General features: G+C 58.5%; 25 protein-coding genes and 1 tRNA gene. 12 read left to right on the top strand and 14 right to left on the bottom strand.

Features of this window, described 5'->3' with window-relative positions; translation table 11 throughout:
* The first annotated feature begins 24 nt into the window (after nucleotides 1-24).
* From ACW4YW_RS14115 to ACW4YW_RS14085, 7 genes are read left to right on the top strand one after another with little or no spacing between them, the layout of a single operon-like run.
* Nucleotides 25-285 (top strand): sarcosine oxidase subunit delta, encoded by a 261-nt coding sequence (locus ACW4YW_RS14115; RefSeq protein ID WP_457138133.1) that lies wholly within the window; start codon nucleotides 25-27, stop codon nucleotides 283-285.
* On the top strand, nucleotides 282-3,164 hold the full coding sequence (locus tag ACW4YW_RS14110) for a 2Fe-2S iron-sulfur cluster-binding protein (protein ID WP_457138132.1): 2,883 nt from the start codon (nucleotides 282-284) through the stop codon (nucleotides 3,162-3,164). The genes ACW4YW_RS14115 and ACW4YW_RS14110 overlap by 4 nt, the downstream gene beginning before the upstream one ends.
* 8 nt (nucleotides 3,165-3,172) lie before the next feature.
* A complete protein-coding gene (locus ACW4YW_RS14105; RefSeq protein ID WP_457138131.1) occupies nucleotides 3,173-3,856 on the top strand; it encodes a hypothetical protein in 684 nt (227 codons plus the stop codon).
* Between the two features lie 28 nt (nucleotides 3,857-3,884).
* Complete coding sequence (gene glnT, locus ACW4YW_RS14100; RefSeq protein ID WP_457138130.1) at nucleotides 3,885-5,264, top strand: type III glutamate--ammonia ligase; 1,380 nt, start codon at nucleotides 3,885-3,887, stop codon at nucleotides 5,262-5,264.
* A 42-nt stretch (nucleotides 5,265-5,306) separates the two neighbouring features.
* Entirely contained in the window at nucleotides 5,307-6,203 is an 897-nt protein-coding gene (locus tag ACW4YW_RS14095) for a class II glutamine amidotransferase (protein ID WP_457138129.1), read from the top strand.
* The gene (locus tag ACW4YW_RS14090; protein WP_457138128.1) at nucleotides 6,191-6,883 is read left to right on the top strand and encodes a GltB/FmdC/FwdC-like GXGXG domain-containing protein; all 693 of its coding nucleotides are present in this window, start codon (nucleotides 6,191-6,193) and stop codon (nucleotides 6,881-6,883) included. The genes ACW4YW_RS14095 and ACW4YW_RS14090 overlap by 13 nt, the downstream gene beginning before the upstream one ends.
* 2 nt (nucleotides 6,884-6,885) lie before the next feature.
* A complete protein-coding gene (locus ACW4YW_RS14085) occupies nucleotides 6,886-8,220 on the top strand; it encodes an FMN-binding glutamate synthase family protein (protein WP_457138127.1) in 1,335 nt (444 codons plus the stop codon).
* 336 nt (nucleotides 8,221-8,556) lie between these two features.
* On the opposite strand, the gene ACW4YW_RS14080 is transcribed toward ACW4YW_RS14085, so the two are convergent.
* A complete protein-coding gene (locus tag ACW4YW_RS14080) occupies nucleotides 8,557-8,961 on the bottom strand; it encodes a winged helix-turn-helix transcriptional regulator (RefSeq protein WP_457138126.1) in 405 nt (134 codons plus the stop codon).
* A 94-nt stretch (nucleotides 8,962-9,055) separates the two neighbouring features.
* On the opposite strand from ACW4YW_RS14080, the gene ACW4YW_RS14075 reads away from it, so the two are divergent.
* Nucleotides 9,056-9,664 carry an FMN-dependent NADH-azoreductase gene (locus tag ACW4YW_RS14075; RefSeq protein ID WP_457138125.1) on the top strand — a complete coding sequence of 203 codons (609 nt, stop codon included), beginning with the start codon at nucleotides 9,056-9,058 and terminating at the stop codon, nucleotides 9,662-9,664.
* A 148-nt stretch (nucleotides 9,665-9,812) separates the two neighbouring features.
* Here the strand turns inward: ACW4YW_RS14075 and ACW4YW_RS14070 are convergent, their stop codons facing one another.
* The 4 genes from ACW4YW_RS14070 to ACW4YW_RS14055 all read right to left on the bottom strand — a co-directional run bounded on the left by ACW4YW_RS14070 (nucleotide 9,813) and on the right by ACW4YW_RS14055 (nucleotide 12,380).
* Nucleotides 9,813-10,208 carry a hypothetical protein gene (locus ACW4YW_RS14070; RefSeq protein WP_457138124.1) on the bottom strand — a complete coding sequence of 132 codons (396 nt, stop codon included), beginning with the start codon at nucleotides 10,206-10,208 and terminating at the stop codon, nucleotides 9,813-9,815.
* Between the two features lie 132 nt (nucleotides 10,209-10,340).
* Nucleotides 10,341-10,886, bottom strand: a complete 546-nt coding sequence (locus tag ACW4YW_RS14065; RefSeq protein WP_457138123.1) for a DUF262 domain-containing protein — start codon at nucleotides 10,884-10,886, stop codon at nucleotides 10,341-10,343.
* 136 nt (nucleotides 10,887-11,022) lie between these two features.
* Entirely contained in the window at nucleotides 11,023-12,168 is a 1,146-nt protein-coding gene (locus ACW4YW_RS14060; protein WP_457138122.1) for a pyridoxal phosphate-dependent aminotransferase, read from the bottom strand.
* A gap of 135 nt (nucleotides 12,169-12,303) precedes the next feature.
* Nucleotides 12,304-12,380 (bottom strand) — tRNA-Arg (locus ACW4YW_RS14055).
* 36 nt (nucleotides 12,381-12,416) lie between these two features.
* Between ACW4YW_RS14055 and ACW4YW_RS14050 the strand changes: the two genes are divergently transcribed.
* Nucleotides 12,417-12,779, top strand: a complete 363-nt coding sequence (locus ACW4YW_RS14050; RefSeq protein WP_457138121.1) for a hypothetical protein — start codon at nucleotides 12,417-12,419, stop codon at nucleotides 12,777-12,779.
* A gap of 49 nt (nucleotides 12,780-12,828) precedes the next feature.
* Nucleotides 12,829-13,662, top strand: a complete 834-nt coding sequence (locus ACW4YW_RS14045; RefSeq protein ID WP_457138120.1) for a symmetrical bis(5'-nucleosyl)-tetraphosphatase — start codon at nucleotides 12,829-12,831, stop codon at nucleotides 13,660-13,662.
* On the opposite strand, the gene ACW4YW_RS14040 is transcribed toward ACW4YW_RS14045, so the two are convergent.
* The 5 genes from ACW4YW_RS14040 to ACW4YW_RS14020 form a co-directional block, all read right to left on the bottom strand.
* Nucleotides 13,663-14,433, bottom strand: coding sequence for a lysophospholipid acyltransferase family protein (locus tag ACW4YW_RS14040; protein ID WP_457138119.1), 771 nt, complete (start codon nucleotides 14,431-14,433; stop codon nucleotides 13,663-13,665).
* A 19-nt stretch (nucleotides 14,434-14,452) separates the two neighbouring features.
* Nucleotides 14,453-15,202, bottom strand: a complete 750-nt coding sequence (locus tag ACW4YW_RS14035) for a GNAT family N-acetyltransferase (protein WP_457138118.1) — start codon at nucleotides 15,200-15,202, stop codon at nucleotides 14,453-14,455.
* A gap of 133 nt (nucleotides 15,203-15,335) precedes the next feature.
* Nucleotides 15,336-15,788: an outer membrane lipoprotein gene (locus ACW4YW_RS14030; RefSeq protein WP_309564384.1), complete on the bottom strand. Its 453-nt coding sequence runs from the start codon at nucleotides 15,786-15,788 to the stop codon at nucleotides 15,336-15,338.
* An 11-nt stretch (nucleotides 15,789-15,799) separates the two neighbouring features.
* The gene (locus ACW4YW_RS14025) at nucleotides 15,800-16,762 is read right to left on the bottom strand and encodes a carbohydrate kinase family protein (protein ID WP_457138117.1); all 963 of its coding nucleotides are present in this window, start codon (nucleotides 16,760-16,762) and stop codon (nucleotides 15,800-15,802) included.
* A gap of 121 nt (nucleotides 16,763-16,883) precedes the next feature.
* A complete protein-coding gene (locus tag ACW4YW_RS14020) occupies nucleotides 16,884-17,456 on the bottom strand; it encodes a TetR/AcrR family transcriptional regulator (protein WP_457138116.1) in 573 nt (190 codons plus the stop codon).
* Nucleotides 17,457-17,712: 256 nt separating this feature from the next.
* Here ACW4YW_RS14020 and ACW4YW_RS14015 point away from each other — a divergent pair, with 256 nt between their 5' ends.
* On the top strand, nucleotides 17,713-18,207 hold the full coding sequence (locus ACW4YW_RS14015) for an SRPBCC family protein (RefSeq protein ID WP_457138115.1): 495 nt from the start codon (nucleotides 17,713-17,715) through the stop codon (nucleotides 18,205-18,207).
* A gap of 61 nt (nucleotides 18,208-18,268) precedes the next feature.
* Here the strand turns inward: ACW4YW_RS14015 and ACW4YW_RS14010 are convergent, their stop codons facing one another.
* Genes ACW4YW_RS14010 through ACW4YW_RS14000 form a run of 3 tightly spaced genes read right to left on the bottom strand, consistent with a single transcriptional unit; the run spans nucleotide 18,269 to nucleotide 19,998 of the window.
* Nucleotides 18,269-19,063: a hypothetical protein gene (locus tag ACW4YW_RS14010; protein ID WP_457138114.1), complete on the bottom strand. Its 795-nt coding sequence runs from the start codon at nucleotides 19,061-19,063 to the stop codon at nucleotides 18,269-18,271.
* A 13-nt stretch (nucleotides 19,064-19,076) separates the two neighbouring features.
* Complete coding sequence (hemJ, locus tag ACW4YW_RS14005; RefSeq protein ID WP_457138113.1) at nucleotides 19,077-19,490, bottom strand: protoporphyrinogen oxidase HemJ; 414 nt, start codon at nucleotides 19,488-19,490, stop codon at nucleotides 19,077-19,079.
* Between the two features lies 1 nt (nucleotide 19,491).
* Nucleotides 19,492-19,998, bottom strand: coding sequence for a peroxiredoxin family protein (locus ACW4YW_RS14000; protein ID WP_457138112.1), 507 nt, complete (start codon nucleotides 19,996-19,998; stop codon nucleotides 19,492-19,494).
* A 202-nt stretch (nucleotides 19,999-20,200) separates the two neighbouring features.
* Here ACW4YW_RS14000 and ACW4YW_RS13995 point away from each other — a divergent pair, with 202 nt between their 5' ends.
* Nucleotides 20,201-24,016, top strand: coding sequence for a DUF3683 domain-containing protein (locus ACW4YW_RS13995; RefSeq protein WP_457138111.1), 3,816 nt, complete (start codon nucleotides 20,201-20,203; stop codon nucleotides 24,014-24,016).
* A 40-nt stretch (nucleotides 24,017-24,056) separates the two neighbouring features.
* On the opposite strand, the gene ACW4YW_RS13990 is transcribed toward ACW4YW_RS13995, so the two are convergent.
* A complete protein-coding gene (locus ACW4YW_RS13990) occupies nucleotides 24,057-24,419 on the bottom strand; it encodes a hypothetical protein (RefSeq protein WP_457138110.1) in 363 nt (120 codons plus the stop codon).
* Nucleotides 24,420-24,517 lie beyond the last annotated feature (98 nt).

The raw sequence follows: 24,517 nt of genomic DNA, 5'->3' as shown, positions 1-24,517 counted from the left end.
CAGGACATAGATAAGGAATACACGATGAAATTACTGACCTGTCCCGTGAATGGAGCCAGACCGCTGAGCGAATTCGTCTATGGCGGCGAATTGCGCATCCCGCCCGCTGCCGATTGCAGCGACAAGGAGTGGGCCGATTACGTGCACAACCGTCACGGCGCGCCCGGCCTCAAGCAGGAGTGGTGGTACCACGCGCCCAGCGGCACCTGGTTCATCGTCGAGCGCAACACATTGACCGACCAAGTGATTCGTACATATCTGAAAGGGCAGGAGGGCAGCAAATGAGCGCGCGTTTGACCAAGCAACAAGGCGAGTGGATCAACCGTGCCGCTGTCGTCAAGTTCAGCTTCGAGGGCCGGGAATTCAGCGGCTTCGAGGGCGATACCATCACCAGTGCGCTCTGGGCCAACGGCGAAAAAGTGCTGGGGCGCAGTTTCAAGTACCACCGTCCGCGCGGCGTCCTCAGCCTGGCCAACCACGACGTGAACGTGATGCTGACCGACGGGCTGGACACCAATATCCGCGGCGACGTGGTGGCTGTGAGCAATGGCGCAGTGTTTGAAGCCGTGAATACCGACGGCGGCGTGCGCAAGGACAAGAGCCGCATTATCGACAGCATCGCTCCGTTGCTGCCCGTGGGCTTCTACTACAAAGCGTTCCATACGCCCAAGAAGATGTTCCCGTTCTGGGAAAATGTCATCCGCAAGGCGGCTGGCCTGGGCGTGGTCAACTTCAACTATCCGCGCATCACCAAGCCCAAGCAGCATATCCACTGCGACGTGCTGGTCATCGGCGCGGGCGCTTCCGGCCTGGCGGCGGCGATCGAGGCAGGCAAGCAGGGGCTGCGCGTGGTGCTGGTGGACGAGAATGCACAGCTCGGCGGCAGCCTCGGCTTCGACTGGGGCGGCAGCCAGGAATCCAGCAAGCTGCTGGGAGAACTGGCCGCCGAAGTGCAGGCATTGCCGAATATCGCCGTGATGACCGGCGCTTACGCCGCTGGCTACTATCCCGACCATCTGATCCCCGTGGTGACCAAGGACGGCATGGTCAAGGTGCGCGCCGGGGCAGTGGTGATGGCGAGCGGCGCTTTCGAGCAGCCGCCGGTGTTCCGCAACAACGATATTCCCGGCGTGATGCTCGGCTCCGCCGCCCAGCGCCTGCTGCATCGCTACGGCGTCAGGCCGTTCGAGCATGGCGTGGTGTTCACCGCTAACGACTACGGCTACCGCGTCGCCCACGACCTGCTGGAAGCAGGCGTGAAGGTGGCGGCATTGATCGACCTGCGTACCGAAGTGGATGCGGGCCTGCCTGCCGGGCTGGCGCGCCGCGGCGTAAAAACCCTGCAGGGCAGCGCGATTCATGAAGTCGAGCACGGCGCCGACAAGTTCAGCGTCAAGGCCGTGGTGGTTGCGCCCTACATTGCCGACAGCGCCGAGGCGGACACCAGCAGCAAGACCCGCATCGAGTGCGACGGCGTGGCGATGTGCGCGGGCTGGGCGCCGGCTGCCAACCTGTTGTACCAGGCAGGCACCGCGATGCGCTACGACTATGGCGTGCACCAGTTCGTTCCCAACAAATTGCCCGCGGGTATCTTCGCCGCAGGACGCGTCAACGGCGTCTATGCATTGGCCGACAAGCTGGCCGATGGCAAGCGAGCCGCGGTGGCTGCGATGCGCCATATCGGCAAAGACTTGACGGAGGCTGCCAGCGTGCCAGTCAGCGCCAGTGCGCAAAGCCACCCTTATCCCATCGTCATGCATGCCAAGGGCAAGAATTTCGTCGATTTCGACGAGGATATCCAGGTCAAGGACTTCATCAACGCCGCCAAGGAAGGTTTCGACAACATCGAGTTGATGAAGCGTTTCACCACCGTCGGCATGGGTCCCAGCCAGGGCAAACATTCCAACATGAACGCGATTCGCATCCTCGCTCGTCTGCGCGGCGTGCCGGTGGAGCAGATCGGCACCACGACCTCGCGTCCGTTCTTCCATCCCACGCCGATCGGGCACCTGGGCGGGCGCGGCTTCCATCCGCATCGCACCACGCCGCTGCATGACGTCAATGCGGCGCTGGGCGCGGTGTTCACCGATGTCGGCCCCTGGAAGCGCGCCGCCTACTATGCCGTGCCTGGCCTGGGCATGCAGGACACCATCCTCGCCGAAGTGGAGGCCGTGCGCAGCAAGGCCGGCATCATCGACAGCAGCTCTTTCGGCAAGATCGAGGTGCACGGGCCGGAGGCTGGCGTGTTTCTCGAACGCTTCTTCACCGGCCGCTATGCCGATATGGCGGTAGGCGAGTCGCGCTACACCATGCTGCTCGACGAAACAGGCGTGGTAGTGGATGACGGCCTGGCACACCGGCTGGGTGAAGAATTGTTCTACCTGACTTCCGGCACTTCGAATGCCGCCGCAGTCTACCGTGAGATGCAGCGCTGGCAGCAACTCTGGCAGCTCGATATCGGCCTCGTCAACGTCACCGGCTCCTATGCCGCGATCAACGTCGCCGGGCCGTTGGCAAGGCAGGTGTTGTCCGGGCTCGTGAATTTCAACCTCGGCGAGCAACAGCCGCACAGCGCGCGTGAGGCCGAGATTGCCGGCGTGCCGGTGCGACTGCTGCGCGTGGCTTTCGTGTCCGACAGCACTTATGAGCTGCATGTGCCCACCCCGCAAGCCGCTTTCGTCTGGGAACAGGTGATGCGTGCGGGGTCCAGCCTGGGCCTCAAGCCGTTCGGCACCGATGCCCAGCGCATCCTGCGCCTGGAGATGGGCCACGCCATGCCCGGCATCGATACCGACGGCCTGACCAACCCGCTGGAAATCGGCGCGCAGCATGCGATCGCCATGGACAAGCCGGATTTCATCGGCAAGCGCAGTCTGGAGATCATCGCCAAGCGCACGCTCAAGAAGGCCCTGGTGGCGTTTGCGCTCAACCCCGGCTATGCGGGGGAGATGCCGTTCGAATGCAACCTGGTGATCCGCGACGGCGAGATCGAAGGCCGCGTCACCAGTATTGCGTATTCCAGAACCGTGGGCCGCGTGATCGGCTTCGCCTATGTCGCGCCGCAGCACAGCGCCGTGGGTTCAGGTTTCGATATCCGCACCGATGGCGGCGCGATGGCGCCTGCGACCGTAGTGCCTTTCCACTTTCTTGCCAGCCAACATTGAGACCTGACATGCAGACAGAAAAACTCATTACTCCCATCGCCCATGCCTTGAACCACGCGCATGGCGAACAGATTGCCTGGGACGTCATCGAGCAGATGAAAGTGGCGGCTCACTTTGGCGGCAAGGAGCTGGAAGAAGAGAGGAAAAAGAATCTGGGAGTCGCGGATGCGAGCTTCCTGCGCAAGTTCGGCGTCAAGGGGGCGAATGCCGCCCAATGGCTTGTCGGGCAGGGTGTCGCCATTCCGCCGCGCGCCAATAGCTGGGTGCATAGCGCGGACGGCAGCCTGGTATTGCGCCTGGGCAACAGCGAATTCCTGATCGAGGATGCGCCGGGAGGCACAAGCTGCGAAAGGCTGGCACAAGCCTACGCAGGGGCCGAAGGAGTGTATCCGGTACCGCATGTGGAAGCGTCGTTCGTGATCGGCGGCCACGCGATGCAGGCGTTGTTTTCAGAAGTTTGTTCCATTGATTTAACTCGCGCTTCCCTCGGCGCACAAGACGTCGTCATGACGCAATTCGCCGGGGTCAGCGTAGTCCTGATACGCCAGGACCTGCAGGAGGAGGAGAGCCTCTACAGGCTGTGGTGTGATAGTTCGTACGGTTCATATTTGTGGGAAGTGATCGCAGGCATCGCTCACGAGCACAAGGGCGGACCCGTCGGGATAGGGCGCTATTTCGCGGCCTATTCATAAAACTCAATTGGACTCGGAGAGTTATGTTATGAAGATAGTAGATGGAAAGTTCACGTATCAGCCAGGCACGCCGGCCGAGCAATTGGCGGCGGCGAAGAAGTTCCTGGCCGATAACAACGTGAAATACGTGCTGGCGCAGTTCGTGGATATCCACGGTGTCGCCAAGGTAAAGTCGGTGCCTGCAGCCCACCTCGAATCCATTCTCAAGGATGGCGCGGGATTCGCTGGAGGTGCGATCTGGGGCATGGGCATCCTGCCCAACGGCCCGGACTACATGGCGGTGGGCGATTTGTCCACGCTGAGCCTGATTCCCTGGCAGCCCGGCTACGCGCGTATCATTTGCGACGGCCATGTCGACCAGAAGCCGTATGAATACGACTCGCGCGTGGTGCTCAAGAAGCAGGTCGAGTGCCTGGCCGAGCATGGCTGGACGCTCTACACCGGACTGGAGCCTGAATTCTCGCTGCTCAAACGCGACGACAAGGGCGCGCTGCATCCCTGCGACGAGACCGATACGCTGCAAAAGCCTTGCTACGACTACAAGGGCATGACGCGGCAGGCGGTGTTCCTCGAACGGCTGACCGAAGCGCTGATCGCGGCCGGGCTGGACGTGTACCAGATCGACCACGAGGACGCCAACGGCCAGTTCGAGATCAACTACACCTACGCCGACTGTCTCAAGAGCGCGGACGACTACATCCTGTTCAAGATGGCGGCCAGCCATATCGCCAACGAGCTCGGCATGACCTGTTCCTTTATGCCCAAGCCGTTCGGCAACCGCCCCGGCAACGGCATGCACATGCATATGTCGATCGGCGACGGCAGCAAGAGCCTGTTCCATGACGACGGCGACACGACCGGCCACGGCCTCTCGACGCTGGCCTATCACTTCCTCGGCGGCATCCTGCACCACGCCCCGGCATTGACCGCGCTGGCCGCGCCTACCGTCAACTCGTACAAGCGCCTGGTGGTGAGCCAGTCGCTTACCGGCTCGACCTGGGCGCCCGCCTATATTTCCTACGGCAACAACAACCGCTCGACCATGGTGCGCATTCCTTATGGCCGCCTGGAACTGCGCCTGCCGGACGGAAGCTGCAACCCCTACCTGACCACGGCAGCGGTGATCGCGGCGGGCCTAGACGGCGTGAAGCGCGAGCTGCATCCCGGGCCCGGCCATGCCACTAATTTGTTCGACCTGAGCCTGACTGAAATGAAGGAACAGGGCATCGGCATCCTGCCGCAAAACCTCAACGAATCGCTGGCCCAGCTTGAGGCCAACCAGGTGCTGCGCGATGCGCTGGGCAACTCGCTCACGGAAGAGTTCATCAAGCTCAAGCGCGCCGAGTGGGTCGATTATCAACGCCATGTATCGGATTGGGAAATCAACCGTTACATCGAATTCTTCTAGGCGAATTTTTTAAATGACTGGATTCTGTAAGGAGATTTAATCATGTGTGGAATCGTTGGACTGCTGGTGAAAAACCAGAAATTGCGCGCCAATATCGGCGAACTCATGTTGCCCATGCTGATCGGCATGACGGAGCGCGGCCCGGATTCCGCCGGCCTGGCGATCTTCGGCGCGCCCGTGGATAACAGCGAGCGCAAGTTCAGCCTGTATTGCGCTTCCCCCGAGTTCGACTGGGCCAAGCTCAGCGTCGATCTCAACAACGGCCTCAAGGCCGATGCCAAGGTGGAAGTGAAGGTCAACCATGCCGTGGCGACTACCCAGACCAGCCCCGAAGCCGTCAAGGCCTGGCTCAAGGAGCATTACCCGCAGGTGCACCTGCTGTCCGTGGGCCAGCTCATGGATATCTACAAGGATACCGGCACCCCGGCGCAGGTCGCGAGCCGCTATGACTTTTCCAAGCTCTCCGGCAGCCATCTCGTGGGCCACACCCGCATGGCGACCGAGTCTGCGATCACGCCGTCGCACGCGCATCCGTTCACTGCCGGCGAAGACTGGTGCCTGGTGCACAACGGTTCGCTGTCCAATGCGCACAGCATCCGCCGCAAGCTGGAACACGAAGGTATTTCCTTCGAGACCGACAACGATACCGAGGCCGCCTGCCGCTTCCTGCAATGGCGCATGCGCGAGGGCGACGACCTCAAGACCGCCCTCGAGCATGGCTTCGACGAACTGGACGGCTTTTATACCCTGCTGATGGGCACGAAGGACCAACTGGCGCTGGTGCGCGACCCGTTCGCCTGCAAGCCCGCGATTGTGGCCGAGCACGACGACTATGTCGCGATCGCCTCCGAGTTCCGCTCGCTGGCCCATTTGCCCGATATCAAGAATGCCAAGGTGTTCGAGCCTGCTCCCAAGGAGATGTACGTATGGAAACTGTAATATTCGACCTGGAAAAAACCGCGCTGCGCGAGGTGAACCAATACCTGCACAGCGATGCGACCGAACTCGACGGCAAGAAGGTCACGATCAGCAACCCGGGCGGTACGCACAATATTGCGGTCGGCCTCAAGGCTGACGTCGAGGTGGTGATCGAAGGCCATGCCGGTTACTACGCCGCGGGCATGAACCAGTATGCCAACGTGGTGATCGAGGGCAGCGCAGGCACCGGCGTGGCAGAGAACATGATGTCCGGCCGCGTGCACGTGAAGGGCTTTGCTTCCAACGCGGCAGGCGCTACCGCACAGGGAGGCCTGCTCATCATCGACGGCGATGCGGGTTTGCGCTGCGGCATCTCCATGAAGGGCGTCGACATCGTCGTGGGCGGCTCGGTGGGCAGCTTTTCCGCCTTCATGGCGCAAGCGGGCAACCTGGTGATCCTGGGAGATGCCGGCGAAGCGCTGGGCGACTCCCTCTACGAGGCACGCATCTTCGTGCGCGGCACTATCCAGAGCCTGGGCGCGGACTGCGAGGTCAAGCCCATGGATGACGAGGCGCGCCAGATACTGGTCGATCTGTTGAAGGCATCCGGCCATGCCGATGTCGACCCCGACAGCTTTACCCTGCTGGGCTCCGCCCGCACGCTGTACAACTTCCACGTAGATAACGCAGGAGCCTATTAATCATGAGCGACACGCCCAAAATTCTGCAAACCGAGCCGCGTTTTTCTGCGACCTTCGACAAGAACACCATGTCCGAAATCCGCCGCGCCGCGGCGACCGGCATCTACGACATCCGCGGCGCGGGCGCCAAGCGCAAGCTGCCGCACTTCGATGACCTGCTATTCCTCGGCGCTTCGATCAGCCGTTATCCGCTGGAAGGCTACCGTGAGAAATGCGGTACCGACGTCATCCTCGGCAACCGCTTTGCCAAAAAGCCCATTCATCTCAAGACCCCGGTCACGATCGCCGGCATGAGCTTCGGTGCCTTGTCCGGCCCGGCCAAGGAGGCCCTGGGCCGCGGCGCAAGTGCAGTCGGCACCAGCACTACCACCGGCGACGGCGGCATGACGCCGGAAGAGCGCGGCCAGTCCTCCATCCTGGTCTACCAATACCTGCCGTCGCGTTACGGCATGAACCCGGACGACTTGCGCAAGGCCGATGCGATCGAAGTCGTGATCGGCCAGGGCGCCAAACCGGGCGGCGGCGGCATGCTGCTCGGGCAGAAGATCAGCGACCGCGTCGCCAAGATGCGCTGCCTGCCCAAGGGCGTGGACCAACGCTCCGCCTGCCGCCATCCTGACTGGACCGGCCCGGATGACCTCGAAATCAAGATCGCGGAAATCCGCGAGATCACCGACTGGGAAAAGCCCATCTACGTGAAAGTGGGCGCGACCCGTCCTTACTTCGATGTGGCGTTGGCGGTGAAAGCCGGTGCCGATGTCGTGGTGCTAGACGGCATGCAGGGCGGCACCGCCGCGACGCAGGAAGTGTTCATCGAGCACGTCGGTATTCCTATCCTCGCGGCGATCCGTCCCGCTGTGCAAGCCTTGCAGGATTTGGGCATGCACCGCAAGGTGCAATTGATTGTCTCCGGCGGCATCCGCAACGGCGCCGATGTCGCCAAGGCCTTGGCGCTGGGCGCGGATGCGGTGGCGATCGGCACCGCCGCATTGATCGCGCTGGGCGACAACGACCCGCACCTGGAAGAGGAATACAACAAGCTCGGCACCACCGCTGGCGCCTATGACGACTGGCATGAAGGCAAGGATCCTGCAGGCATCACCACGCAGGACCCCGAGCTCATGAAGCGCCTAGACCCGGTCAAGGCAGGCCGCAGGCTGGCGAATTATCTCTCGGTGATGACCATGGAGGCCCAGGTGATCGCGCGCGCCTGCGGCAAGTCGCACCTACACAACCTGGAGCCGGAAGACCTGGTGGCGTTGACGCTGGAAGCCTCGGCGATGGCGAAAGTGCCCTTGGCAGGCACCAGCTGGATTCCGGGCGTTTCACAGTTCTAGCTTCCACCCCTGTGTTGTACTGACGCAGTCCACTAAGCCAGGCCAAACTGTCATCCGGCAGTTCCCTGGCATTTTTTTTGCCCATGTTGCTTGAAGTACCCATAAAGGAGTAATGCTTCAGGAGAATGGCGTCTTTTTGCTGGTTTGCGACAATACATCAGCTTTTTATGAGCGATGCCTGCTCCTTTTGCAATCATGGAGCTTTCTTGAGGGAGTCATCACCGAGGTGCATGACTCCTTTTTTTCGGCTGCGGAGAATGTCGCCCGCATTCATATACTCGGTCTTTTGCCGACTTGGGATTTAGGATGGCGTTAGCTAGCTTGAAGTAGCGTTCCTTAGCGTTGCCATGGCGTGGTGCCGGAATCCTCACGCTCGTCGAAGTCCTTCCTCGCCGCATCAATGTCGGCAATGTGGTGGCGCGCCCACGTACCCAGTGCGGTAACCGGCTCTATGAGCGAGCGTCCGAGCGGCGTCAATTCGTATTCCACATGGGGCGGCATCACTGAAAACACCGTGCGCTTGACCAAGCCGTCCCGCTCGAGACCCCGTAGGCATAAGGTCAGCATCCGTTGCGATATGCCGTTGATGGTGCGCTTGATCTCGGTAAAGCGGCATGGGCCGTTTGCCAAGAGCATGATGATGAGGATGCTCCATTTTTCCCCAATGCGGGCCAATACCTGGCTGATCTTTTGGCAGTCCGTATGCTGCAAGTCAGGAGGAAGGCCGGTTACATCTACCATACCGTGTTCCTTTGATGTGCCTTATTGCATGCATTCTAAATGGTAGTTACATTGTTAGCCATAGTTACAATTCTATACCAATGAGGATTTCATCATGACTTTGCTTCACATCGATGCCAGCATTCTGAACGAACACTCCGTCAGCCGGCAGTTGACGGCCGCTATCGTCAAGCGGTTGACGGAGGCCATGCCCGGTGCTCAAGTCGTGCACATTGACTTGGCGGACGACCCGGTAGGCCACCTATCCACCGCCGAATTCTTCGCTTTTCAGGGAGTGGAGCCGCAGAACGATGCCTTGAAACAGGCCGTAGCCCGCAATGCCCAGCTCCTGGAAGACTTTCTTGCCGCCGAAGTCGTGGTCATTGGCGCGCCGATGTATAACTTTTCCTTGCCTACGCAGCTCAGGGCCTGGCTGGACCGACTTTCCGTACCCGGCAAAACCTTCCGTTATACCGAGAATGGCGCCGAAGGCCTTGTCGGTGGCAAGCGCGTGATCGTGGCCTCGACGCGCGGCGGATTGTACAGTGAAGGAGCGCCGGCTGCCTTCCTCGACCATCAAGAAACCTACCTGCGTGCCTTCTTCGGATTTCTCGGCATTACCGATGTGACCTTTGTGCGCGCTGAGGGCCTGGCGCTGGGCGAGGAAAGCCGCAAGGAGGCCATCGAGGCAGCAGTGGCCGAAGTCGGCAAACTTGCCGCTTGATACACATGAAGAGAGAACGGCACTTGCCGTCCGTTCTCTGTTCAATGATCAAGCTAAATCTGCCTGCTTTCGTCGAGCTCTGGTTGAAAAGCTTTCCAGCTATTGAAAGGTTGATGGCTTTTTCTTATATAGCTGGGACTAACCGGCGTCAGGCTTGTGCCTCAAGCCTCTCGATATGGGTATAGAAGCGGGAAGGGTCGAACTGCTTGAGGGCGGGGTGTTCATTGGCGCCGGCAATATCCGCCAGCCTGGCTGGGTCAGGCAATGTCAGTTCCCTGGAAAGGCTGAGGTTGGGATAAATGCCGTGGATGTCAGGATGCATTTCAGCCGCCACGATGATGTCGCCATACATCACCAATGCGCCTCCCCAGGAGCGAATCAGGCCGCGCTGGCTCACAGGCACCTCGGATGGCATGGTGGTCTTGATCTGCGCGTCCAGCCAGGCGTAGGCGATCCTGATGCAGTCGTTGTTCTGGTGAACGGGTACGAAGCCTGCATAGTTGGCCCTGGCCTTGGCAAGCGCTATGGTTTCGTCTGATAGCATGAATTTTTTCTTCTTGGTTATGGTGGATTCTGCCACAGCTTCCAGTCGGGCTTCAATTGAACATCAAGGCATTTGCCTCAAGCGTCGCTGCTGGGTTGCCTTTTCATGCCGGCACTATCGAGTCATTGCAAGTTATTTTACTGGCGTATGGCTATATGTCCTTGCAGCATGTTCCAGCTTTCCATAGTTGAGATGCTCGTATATGGCCCGCAAATGCTGCAGGTCATTCGAGTATTGCAGTTCAAAGCAAGGGAAAGGCTGATGATAGAACCTTCTCTCGCGTGTCAGTTCGTCCAGGTCGTCATGGAGCACGCCATTGAAGATGCTGATCTTGTTGTCCACAAAATCCCGGATGGCGGTAATCCTGTTGACGCCATCCAGCAGCCAGCCCGACATCGGCTTGACGCCGCTCGTGCGCCATTGCGGCGCATGGATCACGTAATATCCGATCGGTACGCCAAGAAAAATATTCTCGATAAACCGGGCCTGCCGGTTCTTGTCCCAGTCGGTAAACTGGCTCCAAGGCGGCAGCACAAAGTTGACCAGGGTCTTTTCGCTTTCCAGGCAGGGAAGTTGCGGGGAAATGCCGAAGATATGCTCGATTGGATGGTTGTGCGGTGTGCCGTGCAACAGCCGATCTGGAAGCAGCGGGGATTTTTGATGAGGCACATCTGCCATGATCAATCTCCTTTTATTGTGAAATGGAATTAAGGGGTATTGCAAAATAAGATAATCTTGCCAAGCAATAGTTCCAGCACCCGGCATAGGCATTGATTGTGAAATCCCGATAAGCTGAGTGAGGGGTTTTGCCAGACTAGAGCGCTCTTAAGCGCTCGATGGCTGCATCCAGCGTTTCCTGGTTCTTGGCAAAGCATAGCCGTGCCATGCGTTGTCGTGCGGGTGGCTGGGCATAGAAAGGCGAAAGGGGGATCGCCGTGACGCCTTTTTCGATCGTCAGCCAATGGCAGAACTCGACGTCGTCCAACTGGCTGATGGCCGAATAATCCACCAATTGGAAATAACCGCCTGGTACGGGCAAGGGAAGAAGACTGGTGGTGAGCAATTGTTCGCGGAATCCGTCACGCTTGGCCTGATAGAAGGTGCTGAGTTGCTCGTAGTGTTCCGGCTGGGCGTCCAGCATATGGGCAAAAGCATGCTGCGCCGGCGCAAAGCTGCAGAACACATTGTATTGGTGCACCTTGCGGAACTCTGCGCTCAGGGATGGCGGCGCAATGCAGTAGCCGAGCTTCCAGCCTGTGCAGTGGTAGGTCTTGCCGAAGCTGGAGACCACAAATGCGCGCTCGCGCAGCGATGCGTGGCGTAGCACCGATTCGTGTCGGGCGCCATCGTAAACCATATGCTCGTAAACCTCGTCGGACAGCAACCAGATGCCTGTGTCGTCGATTAACGAGGCAAGCGCCAGCATATCGCCATGGGTGAATATCGCGCCGGAAGGATTGTTGGGACTATTGATCACCATCATGCGCGTGCGCGGCGTGACGGCATCACGAATACGCTGCCAATTTGGGGCGAATGTTTCAGCATGGAGCGGCACGTGCACCGCGACGCCTCCTGCCAACTCAATCGCAGGCTCATAGCTGTCATAGGCCGGGTCAAGTACAATTACTTCGTCACTAGCACGCACCACCGCATGAACCGCGTTGAATATCGCCTCGGTGGCGCCACTGGTCACCGTGATGTCACGATCGGCATCGGGCATATAACCGTAAACGCGCTCGGTCTTGCGGGCAATCGCCTGTCGCAGGGCGGGGATGCCCACCATCGGCGCATACTGGTTAAAGCCATTTCGCACGGCCTGCTCGAGGGCATACATTAGCGCTTGCGGCACATCGAAATCAGGAAAACCCTGCCCCAGGTTAATAGCTCCATGCTCGGCTGCCAGTTGCGACATGACAGTGAAAATCGTGGTGCCTACCTTGGGCAGCTTGCTCGAGATCATGGACTGCATATCCGACAATGATAGTGATAGCCGGATTATAGGCGAGCCTATGATAACCAAGGCTGTAAAGTGCGCTACTTCATTAAACTTTTGTGGAAGCATGATTCAAGTAAAAATAGAATCTTGCTTGATATGTGGTGCGCCCGACAGGAGTCGAACCTGTGACCTTTGGCTTCGGAAACCAACACTCTATCCAACTGAGCTACGGGCGCATTTTGAGCAGGAGACGGATTATAGCAAATGAATACATGCTTGTCCTTGCTATAACCTTTTCTCTAGCGGGGGTTATTGAGTATAATCCTTGGCATTTTCCCTGTATGGATTGGTTTTGTATGAGCGCGCACGAGTACGATTTTCCGAAAACAACCAAGACGCAATTTATTCTTGCGGCATTAGGCGCCTTGTTTGCGCCATTGCTGGTGCTGTTCCTTGTTGCGCGTTTGTTTTTTGGCATTCAATCCGGTTTGGTTGATGATCCCGTAGTGGAGCAAAAGCCTGAGGCTGCCGCTGCTGCCAAGCCTGCGGATGCCGCAAGCGACGACGAGGATGGCGGTGCTGATGATGAGCCTGCTGCCGAGGCGCCAGCAGCGGATGAGGAAAAGAGCGAGTAACTGTTTCTGTTACTTGCCCTAAAGCTTTCTCAATCCAGATAGCAGCCCGATGGCCACCTATGCGATAGGCGATATCCAGGGCTGTTATCGCTCCCTTCTTTCCCTGCTGGATGTCATCCAGTTCGATCCCGTAAAAGACAAGCTCTGGCTGGTCGGTGACCTGATCAATCGAGGTTCCGGCTCCCTGGAAACGCTCCGTTGGGCCAAGGCATATGAATCCAGCCTGGTCATGGTGCTGGGCAATCATGATCTGCACGCATTGGCCGTGGCGGAAGGCTATGTACGTGCGCATCGCAGCGATACCTTGCAGGCTATTTTTGATGCGCCGGACCGGGATGAGCTGCTGGAGTGGCTGCGTTTCCGTCCCATGATGCATGCTGAAAACGACTTGGTGGTGGTGCACGCGGGTTTACTGCCGCAGTGGAGTGCCGATCAGGCCTTGGAGTTGGGACGCGAGGTAGAAACCGCATTGCGTGGTGACGGCTACCAGAGTTTTCTTGCCCACATGTATGGCAACTATCCGTTGCGTTGGGAGTCCGGCTTGCAAGGGATGGACCGCCTACGCATGATCACGAATGCCATGACGCGCTTGCGCGTCTGCACGCCTGACGGTGCAATGGATTTTGAATTCAAGGGCGAGTTGGCCGATATCCCGCCTGGGAAATTGCCTTGGTTCGATATACCAGAGCGGCACTCAGCCGATGCCACGGTGATTTTCGGGCATTGGTCCGCGCTGGGTTTGCAGCAGCGCGACAATATTTATGCGCTGGATACGGGTTGCCTGTGGGGCGGTAAGTTGACTGCGCTGCGCCTCGAAGACCGCCGGACTTTCCAGGTGCCTTGCCATCCTGCAGACGGTGCCCGTGCCATCAAGGGCGGCTGATCAGCTACTTTCTTCAGTCCAGTCCAGCCTGGCGGCAATCGACTGCCTTGCCATCAAGCATAGTCCGCGCCTCTCATGTCCCGCGCTGGCGATCGGGGCGGCAAAATCCAGTTCCACCACCGGCTGTGGTTGTGCCAACACCATACGCAGCGATTGCCATAGCGTCGTCTCGCCATGGTAGGCCATGGCCGTATTCACGCTGCCGTCCGCCCTTGGATAGCGGATCGAGAATGGCCGGATGGCCGTATCGGTATCAACGACTGCCTGCATCAGGCTGCCCTTGAAGGGTCTCAACTCCGTACCATTGGTCGTCGTGCCTTCGGGAAAGTAGCACAGGCAGTCGCCAGCCAGAATGCTCTCAGCCGCTGTTTCCACCATGCGGCTGGCATCTTGTTTTTTCTCGCGTTCGATGAACAGCGTATTGGCCTGCGCCACCAGCCAGCCAATCACCGGCCATGAGCGGATATCCGACTTGGCGATGAAGCGTACCGTGCGGATGCTGTTGAGCGCATGGATATCCAGCCAGGAGATATGGTTGGCGACGAACATAGTGCCGCGTACATCGTCATTGGGAACATGGCCCTTGGCAATCACCTGGATATTGAGGATGCCCAGAAACTGCCTGCTCCAGCGTCGGATTATCCTGTCGCGCCTTGCAGCACCCACATTGGGCAGGATCGTCGCCGCGACGGCGACGCCGTAGAGCGTGTGCAATCCGAGGCGTGTCAGGCGGAACAGCTGCGTGGGCAGGGAGGTCTTTTTTTCAGGCAAGCAGGTGGCGGTTGGCAGCTTATTTGAAAAAGTGAGCTGCATAGCGTTTGTTGAGTCGCGACAATGGTAGCATAACCAGCATGTCTGCTGTGTTGAAGTCAGGGTCCCAGGCCGGCGCACCGCAGATATAGGCGCCCAGGCGCAAGTAACCCTTGATCAGTGGCGGGCAGGAGACTTCCAGATCATTGCGCAATGCTTCCAGCGGCAGCGGGCAGTTCGGGAATACGCGGTATTCCACCGGCGATAGATGGTCTTGCTGCAATTGGTGGTACAGGCTGGCCGCCATGTGGCCGCCATCCGCCATGCCGATGCTGCCGCACCCGATCATGTATTCGTAGCGATGTACTTTCATGTAGTTGGCAAGGCCTGCCCAGAGCAGGGTGATGGTGCCACCCATGCGGTAATCCTTGTGGACGCAGGCACGGCCGACTTCCACCATGCTGGAGGCGAGGTGGCGCAGGCGCGAGAGGTCGAACTCGCCAGCGGAATAATAACCGCCGGCTTCATTGGCCATGGCGGGGCTCAGGATGCGGTAAGTACCGACGACTTCGCTGGTTTCGTGATTGCGGACCAGCAAGTGGTCGCAAAAGGCATCGAAGCCGTCCTGGTCGAGGCCTTCGGTGCCGGAGACGTTGGCGCCCATTTCCTCTGCGAATACCTTGTAGCGCAGGCGTTGCGCCTCGGCGATTTCAGAAGCGTTGCGGGCAAGGCTGACGTATAGCTGATTGGCACCGGTCTTGGTACCGAGGGAAGACTGCCGGTCAAGCATGAGGCTTATCCTGACGATTGAGATAGGCCACACTCTAAAAGTGCCGAATGACGGAACAGTTAAAACCAGGTTAAGCTTTTATGAAAATGCCGGGCAAGCCCGGCGTTGATAAAGGTTGAAAGGTAACAGCGAGTTAATGGGTCACGCGGGTGACGCCGCCGCTTTCCACCAGGCGCACCTTGTCGCCGGGGTTGAACTGGACGTCCGCCTCCTGCACCACGGCAATCAGGTTGCCGCTTTCCAGCTTGACGGTGATTTCCAGGCCGTCCTTGCGGGTCACGCCTTCTTCAGCCGCCGCGCCCGCCAGGCCGCCCACCAAGGCGCCGAGCACGGTTGCAATCGCTTGTCCGCGTCCGCCGCCGACGGAGCTGCCCGCAATGCCGCCGACCACGGCGCCCGCGCCGCCGCCGATAGGCGTCTTGGTGCCTTCCAGCCTGACGTTGCGTACGCTTTCCACCACGCCCAAGCGCACGGTCTGGGTCTTGCGGGCCTCGTCGCGGCTATATACGTCGCCTGAGTTCGAGCTCATGCAACCGCCCAGGGTAAGTAAAATAATTGCTGCTGCCAATAAAGACGTAATGCGCATGTTATTGCTCCTTAAGCGTTTTGCTCTTCAGCGTATTCTGACAACGTTTCGTCCACCAGTACCTGGCTATAAATATTTTGAATCTCTTCGCGCGTGATTTTGTGGTTTTGCGCCCCGCGGCTGGCGATCTTGATGGCGCCCATCACCGATGCCAAACGGCCGCTCACTGCCCAGTCCCATCCTTGTGAAATGCCGTAAAGCAAGCCGGCGCGGTAGGCATCGCCACAGCCGGTAGGGTCTACCACCTGCTCCGCTTTCACGCATGGAATCCTGTATAGCTTTCCATCGGCATAAATCGTGGAGCCTTTAGCCCCTTCGGTCACGATCAAGGCCTCGACCTTTTCTGCTACCTGTTCCAGCGTAAGACCAGTCTTTTCCTGTAATAGTTGCGCCTCGTAGTCGTTGACAGCAACATAAGTGGCAAGGTCGATGAAATGCAGCAATTCCTCGCCATTGAACATCGGCAGTCCCTGGCCGGGGTCGAACATGAACGGAATGCCTTTATCGTGGCACTCCTTCGCATGCAGGAACATACCTTCGCGGCCGTCCGGCGCGATGATGGCAAGCCCGATGTCCTGGGCATCGTTGACGCTGTTCTGGTGGCATTCGCTCATGGCGCCAGGGTGGAAAGCGATGAGCTGGTTGTTGTCCTGGTCGGTGGTGATGAACGCCTGCGCCGTGAATGTGCCGGGGATACGCTTGATATGGGCGGTTTCAAGCTGGTGCTGGTCGAGCCATTCGGTGTAGCCCGCAAAGTCATCGCCTACCGTGGCCATGATGACCGGGTCGCCTTGCAGCAGCTTGAGGTTGTAGGCAATGTTGCCGGCCGTGCCGCCGAACTCGCGTCGCATTTCCGGCACCAGGAAGCAAATGTTCAGCATGTGGATTTTGTCGGGCAGGATATGATTCCTGAACTGGTCGCCAAAAACCATGATGGTGTCAAATGCCATGGAACCGCAAATCAATATCCGCATGTCTATAACCTATTGCAATCGTGTGTAAACCGGCATTATCTAGGGCCTGCAGGCCGACTGCAAGCATGAAAAAGCCCGCAGGGCTGCGGGCTTCTCGTGGCGTGCTGGATATCGGCCCCAGTTAAGCTGCCTGTTTCTCCAACGAGTTCTCGATCAGGATCTTGGCCGCCTTCTTGGCGTATTTGACCGCACCTGAACCGCGCTTGATCTGTTCGGCCTGGATCGCGCCCTCGATCAGGATGGAAAGCTGCAATGCCAGGCTGTCCGGGTCGCGTGCGCCGGCATCGGCGGCGAGCTCTGCCAGGAACTGGCGGAACTGGCGCGACTGCTCGGCCGAGAGGCGATGGACGGGGTTCTCCTCATTGGGGAATTCGGCGGAGGCCTTGAGGAAGGCCATGCCGCGGAAATCTGGCGCCGTGACCCATTCCTCGATGAAGTCGAACAGCTTTTGCAGGCGCTCGGAAGGCTTCTTGGTGTTCTTGCTGAGGTTCTGGCTGAGCCAGTCGGTGAAGTCGGAATGGCCTTTCTGCAGGACTTCCAGGATCAGGTCTTCCTTGCTGCGGAAATACTTGTACAAGGTCATCTTGGTCGTGCCGGCGACCGCCACGATCGTGTCGACCCCGGTGGAGTTGATGCCGCGCGTCTGGAACAGATCAGAGGCGACATGCAGTATTTTTTCCCGTAGCACGGACATAATGCGATTCCTTATTGAACGTACAGTATTGTACGCAATGTTTATATACTGGGTAGTATATACATATTCATGCCAGAGCAGGTGGATAACAGATTCATCATCTGCATCATCCAGCTACTGCCCGAGTATAAGTCCTGCTTTTGAATCCTGCTTGGTTTAAGTGTAAACAAACTGTTACAAAAGTATAAAAAAGTGTAAATTGACTAGGGCTGCATTTGTAGGAAGAAACGAGTCTGCTATTTACAGGAAGGTATGTATGCGTAAACTTTTATCATGGGGATTGGGTGGGCTGATGGTCGTGGCACCTTCGGTCTTTGCGGCGGATAAACCGCTATCTGTGAAAGAAACGATCGTGCTGGATGCGCCGGCTGAGGTGGTATGGGCCAAGATCGGCCATTTTGGCGACATGAGCTGGCATCCGGGAATCGCCTCGACGGAGATCGTCGACGGCGATGAGGACAAGCTCGGCGCCAAACGCATATTGACCCTAAAGGACGGTGGCAAGATCCATGAAACCTTGACCGCGCGCGACAGCGGGAAGATGAAGCTTTCGTACAAGATTACGGAAAGCGTATTGCCGGTGAGCGAATATAGCGCCACGCTGTCGGTAAAAGCCGAAGGTTCGCGTAGCCGCGTGGTATGGGTCAGCCATTTCAAGCGCAAGGCGCCAGACGATGACAAGGCCGGTGTGGATACCATTACGGGCATATTCCAATCTGGTTTGTCGCAATTGAAAGCCAGTTTGCACTGAGCATGAGGTTCGATAAAAAACAAAAAAGCCGGGAAACCGGCTTTTTTGTTTTCTTGAATTCTCACGATTGCTGGATGGGTTTCCTCACAGTGACAACCGGGACGGTCAACTGGGCTTTGATATAGGCCTGTTCCGATTCGGACAGCATGGTGAGCGGCCTGTATTCGCAGCTCACTTTCTTCAACAATTGAGTGGCCAGGGTGATTTCCTCGGCCTGGCTGGAAAGATTGCCGGCCACGATATTGGTGAGGAATACGCCACGTTCGGATGCGCCCAGCATCAATGCCTGGGGGAATTGGCAGTTGCCTTGGCGCATGCGCTCGATGGCGCTGTAAAGTTCCGCGACATGATGCGGGCTAGCGACCCTTTCCTGAGCCACCGTGTTCCATAATTGGTGGCTGGATGAGGATTTGTGCACCGTTGGTGTTTCCCGCAGCATGTACCACGACATAAACAAGGTGATCCCCAGCAGGCTGATGAAGCTGGCACTCATGCCGAAGTCCCGCAGCTTGCGCCAGCTGCCGTCGCATTGGGCGTGAATCAGGGCATCGCTGGCGGTGCGTGCGTGGCGTAATGCCTGGCTGCCCGGGTGCTGCAGTTCTTCCCGTAATGCATTTTCCAGCATGATGATGATTTGTTGCGCCAGTACCTCGGGCAGTTGGGCGCCGCCAGCCTTGGCCTGCTTGCTGAGAAAACGGGTCAGGCTGGCTTTTTGCTGCAGCAGCTCTTGTTCAATATCCTGCAACGGTCGTGCGGGCATGAGCGTCAGGTCGAAAATTTTCAACAAGCGCGATTGCGGCTTGTCTTTGCTTGCCTTGAGGGATTGCATCAACCATGAGTGATTTCGATTGAACATAGGCATATCCTGGCTAGAAAGGTTTGACGACCACCAATACCACCACTGCGGCCAGCAAGAGCACGGGCAATTCGTTCAGCCAACGGTAAAAAACGTGGCCGTGACGGTTGCGGTCGTGCTTGAAATCGAACAGCAGCTTGCCGCAATACACATGATAGGCAACCAGCAGGGCGACCAATGTGAGCTTCGCGTGCAGCCAGCCGCCTGAAAAACCATAACCTTGCCATAGCCAGAGGCCGAACGCGATGGTGAGCACCGCTCCCGGCGTCATGATGCCGAAGAACAGCTTGCGCTCCATGATCTTGAAGCGTTCGCTGCCGGTGCGGTCTTCGGTCTGGGCATGGTAGACGAACAGGCGCGGCAGATAGAACAGGCCGGCGAACCAGGTCACCATGAACACGATATGCCAAGCCTTGATCCACAGCATGTCAGCCTGCCATTCCAAGATGCTGGTCAAGCAGCTTGCGCAGGGAGCCGAAATCCAGCTCGCCGATCAATTTCTGGATGATGCGGCCTTGCTTGTCGATGATGAACGAGGTCGGCGTGACGCGGACATCGCTGAACTGTACGGCGGCATCGCCGCTGCTATCATGGCTGACGGGGAAGGGCAGGGCGTTGTTGTGGGAATAGTTGATGACCTGCTGGATGCCGTCGTATGACATGGCGACCGCAATCACCTCAAACCCCTTGTCCTTGTATTGCTTGTAGGTCTGGATCAATCCGGGCATTTCCGCGATGCAGCCGGGGCAGTCGGTTGCCCAGAAATTCACCAGGACCAGCTTGCCCTGCAGGGAGGGCAGGGGAATGGTCTTGCCCTCCAGCGTAACGAACGTGATGTCGGGCGCTTGCGGCTTTTGCGTCAGGGAAAAACCAAGAAAGGCGAGCAGGCCGACAACGGCCAGAGGGATCAGGACTTTACGTAATTTCTGTGACATGGTGAAGACAACCATTCCAACATCAATGTATCTATGGTGGCATTGTGGTGCTTTTCACCGGGTTTGTCATCTGAAATGCACAGCCTTTCTTGCGTATGTTAACAATTCTCATTCTCTTGAAAGCCGCGCCAGTACTGCATTTGAGCTTATTTTTGTCTATATCACCATGATATAATTGTGCCTTTAGCCGCCATTATTCAGCATGACTGCCCGCTTACGCGAAATCCCCTATAACTACACCTCCTTCTCCGACCGCGAAATCGTCATCCGCTTCCTCGGCGAGGATATCTGGAACGTACTGAACGAGCTGCGTTCCGAACGCAGGACCGGCCGTTCGGCGCGCATGTTGTTCGAGGTGCTGGGGGATTTGTGGGTGGTGTCGCGCAACCCGTATCTGCAGGACGACCTGCTCGCCAACAAGAAGCGGCGCAAGGCCTTGATCGACGCGCTGGCGCACCGCATCAAGGCCATCGACGAGCGCAGCGCGGGCAATGCCAAGGTGCTCAAGCTGGTGGTGGCGGCACGCAAGGCGGTGGACGCGTTCGCGCAGGAATTCCAGGACACTGAAGCGCTGCGCAAGCAGGCGTTGAACAGGCTGTCGCGCCATACGCGCAAGGACAATATCCGGTTCGACGGCCTGTCTCGCGTTTCGCACGTGACGGACGCGACCGACTGGCGCGTCGAGTATCCGTTCGTCGTGATTACGCCGGATACCGAGCAGGAGATTGCCGCGCTGGTGCGCGTCTGCATCGAGCTCGGCCTGACCATCATCCCGCGCGGCGGCGGCACCGGCTATACCGGCGGCGCCGTGCCGCTCACCAAGTTCTCCGCGGTCATCAACACCGAAAAGCTCGACCAGTATTCCGCGGTCAATGACACCCAATTGCCTGGCGTGGCGGAAAAGGTGCCCGTAATCCATTGCGGCGCGGGCGTAGTGACGCGCCGCGTGATGGAGGCGGCCAGCGCCGCCGGGCTGGAATTCGCCGTCGACCCGACTTCCGCCGATGCCTCGTGCATAGGCGGCAACGTCGCGATGAACGCGGGCGGCAAGAAGGCCGTGCTCTGGGGTACAGCGCTCGACAACCTGGCTTCCTGGCGCATGGTGACGCCGGATGCGCAGTGGCTGTTCATCGAGCGCCTGGACCACAACCTCGGCAAGATCCACGACGTGGAAACCGCGCGGTTCCGTATCACGCGCTATGAAGAGGACGGCAAGACCGTCATCGGCGAGCCGGAGTTGCTTGACATTCCCGGCCCCAGCTTCCGTACTGTCGGCCTGGGCAAGGACGTGACGGACAAGTTTCTTTCCGGCCTGCCCGGCATCCAGAAGGAAGGCTGCGACGGCCTGATTACCTCGGCGACCTTCATCCTGCACCGCATGCCCAAGCATGTGCGCACCGTGTGCCTGGAGTTCTTCGGCCACGTTGCGCTTGCGGTGCCTTCCATCGTCGAGGTCAAGGATTATCTCGACGCGCACCCCAACACCATCCTCGCCGGGCTGGAGCATCTGGACGAGCGCTACCTGCGTGCCGTGGGCTACGCGACCAAGGCCAACCGCAGCGAGCGGCCCAAGATGGTGCTGATCGCCGATATCGCGAGCGACGACGAGGCCGGCGTGGGCGAGGCGGCTTCGCAGGTGGTGCGTCTTGCCAATGCACGCGGCGGCGAGGGCTTCATCGCCGTGTCGAGCGAGGCGCGCAAGAAATTCTGGCTTGACCGTGCGCGCACTGCGGCAATCGCCAAGCATACCAATGCCTTCAAGATCAACGAGGACGTGGTGATCCCCCTGCCGCGCCTGGGCGATTATTCCGACGGCATCGAGCGCATCAACATCGAGCTCTCCATCAAGAACAAGCTCAAGCTGCTGGATGCGCTCGAGGCCTTTATCAAAGGTGACCTGCCGTTATATGAGGACGACGAGACCCAGGCCGACCCTGAAAGCGTTGTCGCCAAGCGCCAGATGGCGCTGGAATTGTTCGCCGCCACGCGCCAGCATTGGCAAAAGGTGCTGGACAATCTCGACGGCGCGATTTCCCTGCTCGGGCCAGATTTCAGCGACCTTGCCGTGGAGAACATTTTCCGTGCCGTGCAGGAGCACCAGGTGCGCATCTCCTGGAAGCAGGACATCAAGAAGGAGCTGCACCGCATCTTTACCGGACGCGAGTACCGCCGCATCCTCGAGCGCTGCGACGAGATACACAAGCAAGTGCTGAAGGGCCGTGTCTTCGTCGCGCTGCACATGCACGCGGGCGACGGCAACGTGCATACCAATATCCCGGTGAACTCCGACGACTACGAAATGATGCAGACCGCGCACGAAGCCGTGGCGCGCATCATGAAGCTGGCGACCGGCCTGGGCGGCGTGATCTCGGGCGAACACGGCATCGGCATCACCAAGATGGAGTTCCTCGACGACAAGACCGTAGCCAAGTTCGCCGACTACAAGGCCAAGGTCGATCCGGAAGGCCGTTTCAACAAAGGCAAGCTCATGGCGGGTTCCGGCCTGCATTCGGCCTATACGCCCTCGTTCGGCCTGCTGGAGCAGGAATCCATCATCATGGAGCAATCGGCGATCGGCGATATTGCCGACTCCATCAGCGATTGCCTGCGCTGCGGCAAGTGCAAGCCGGTGTGCACCACGCACGTCCCGCGAGCCAATTTACTGTACAGCCCGCGCAACAAGATACTCGGCACCTCGCTGCTGATCGAGGCCTTCCTCTATGAGGAGCAAACCAGGCGCGGTATCTCGCTCAAGCATTTCGACGAGTTCAACGACGTCTCCGACCATTGCACGGTCTGCCACCGCTGCGAGAAACCGTGCCCGGTCGATATCGACTTCGGCGATGTCTCGATCGCCATGCGCAATTTCCTGCGCGAACAGGGCAAGAAGCATTTCAACCCCGGCACCACGGCGGCGATGACCTTCCTCAACATCAAGGACCCGGCCACCATCCGCGCCATGCGCACGGCGATGGTCGGCTTCGGCTACAAGGCGCAGCGCGTCGCGCACGGCCTGTTCAAGCGGCTAGGCGTGCTGAACGGCACCAAGAAGGCGCCGCCGCAAACCCTGGGCAAACCCGAGATCAAGGCGCAGGTGATCCACTTCCTCAACCGCCCGATGCCGAAAGCGATGCCGACCAAGACTTCGCGTGCCTTGCTCGGCATCGAGGACGACACCATCGTGCCGGTGATCCGCAACCCGCAGAAGACCACCGAGGATTCGGATGCCGTTTTCTATTTCCCCGGCTGCGGCTCGGAGCGCCTGTTCTCCACTGTGGGGCTGGCGACGCAAGCCATGCTGTACGAGGCTGGTGCGATCACCGTGCTGCCGCCGGGCTACCTCTGCTGCGGCTATCCGCAGACCTCGAGCGGCAACCACGACAAGGGCCAGCAGATCACGGCGGACAACCGCGTGCAGTTCCACCGCGTCGCCAACACCTTGAACTATCTCGATATCAAGACCGTGATCGTCTCTTGTGGAACCTGCATGGACCAGTTGCAGAAGTACGAATTCGAGCGCATCTTCCCGGGCGCGCGTTTGCTGGACATCCACGAATACCTGATGGAAAAGAACTTCAGGATCGAGGGCATCACCGGCACGCGCTACATGTACCACGACCCTTGCCATACGCCGATGAAGACCTATGCGCCGATGAAAGTGACGCAGGCGCTGGTGGGTGAGAACGACGTTGCTATCAACGACCGTTGCTGCGGCGAGTCCGGCACCTTCGCTGTCGCGCGTCCCGATATCGCCACCCAGGTGAAAATGCGTAAGCAGGAAGAGCTGGAAAAAGGCATGGCGAAAATGGGCCTGACCCCGGGCCGTCCCGAGCAAGACGTGAAAATACTCACCTCCTGTCCGTCCTGCCTGCAAGGCTTGTCACGCTACGGTGAGGATACCGGCATCGAGGCCGACTACATCGTCGTCGAAATGGCCAAGCACCTGTTGGGCGAAAACTGGATGCAGGATTACGTGCAGAAGGCTAATAATGGTGGGATAGAGAAAGTCTTGCTGTAAAACCTGTCAACCTAGTTTTAGGACTAGACACGGGAAAAATTTATGGTGCACCGCAAAGAGGCTGAGATTTCATATATTCACTGGAACAGTTGCCAGTGTAGCGATATCCAGTGCGTAGCATGCAACGTTCAAAGTCGTGTTCCAGCCGAGCACGGAATATATCGCTGCTTTCTTCCGGAAGTCGTTTTTTTCTGTCAAGTGCGAAACTACCGTTGGGTAGCCCTCCGCATGCCACCCAGTTATTCAAACGACTTTCCTCCGTCATTTCTTCCTTCGTCCAATAGGAGATATAGGGTTTGATGTCGGGTTTGTAGAAAGGATCACCATTCATCCAATGCCCTCCGATCCCACAACTGGTGAGCATGATATTAAGCATGAGTGCAAAATAGACTGATTTACGCATTTTTATTTTGTACCTTCTAATAAAATTGAGATTGCTTGCTAGATCTCGGGAGGTAGCAGTTCTGATATCGCAAATGGCGTTGATACTACTGGATGCTT

The organism is Methylobacillus pratensis, from assembly GCF_054072455.1.
The sequence above is the reverse complement of the archived record's forward strand: the minus strand, read 5'-3'. Positions and strand labels throughout refer to the sequence as shown.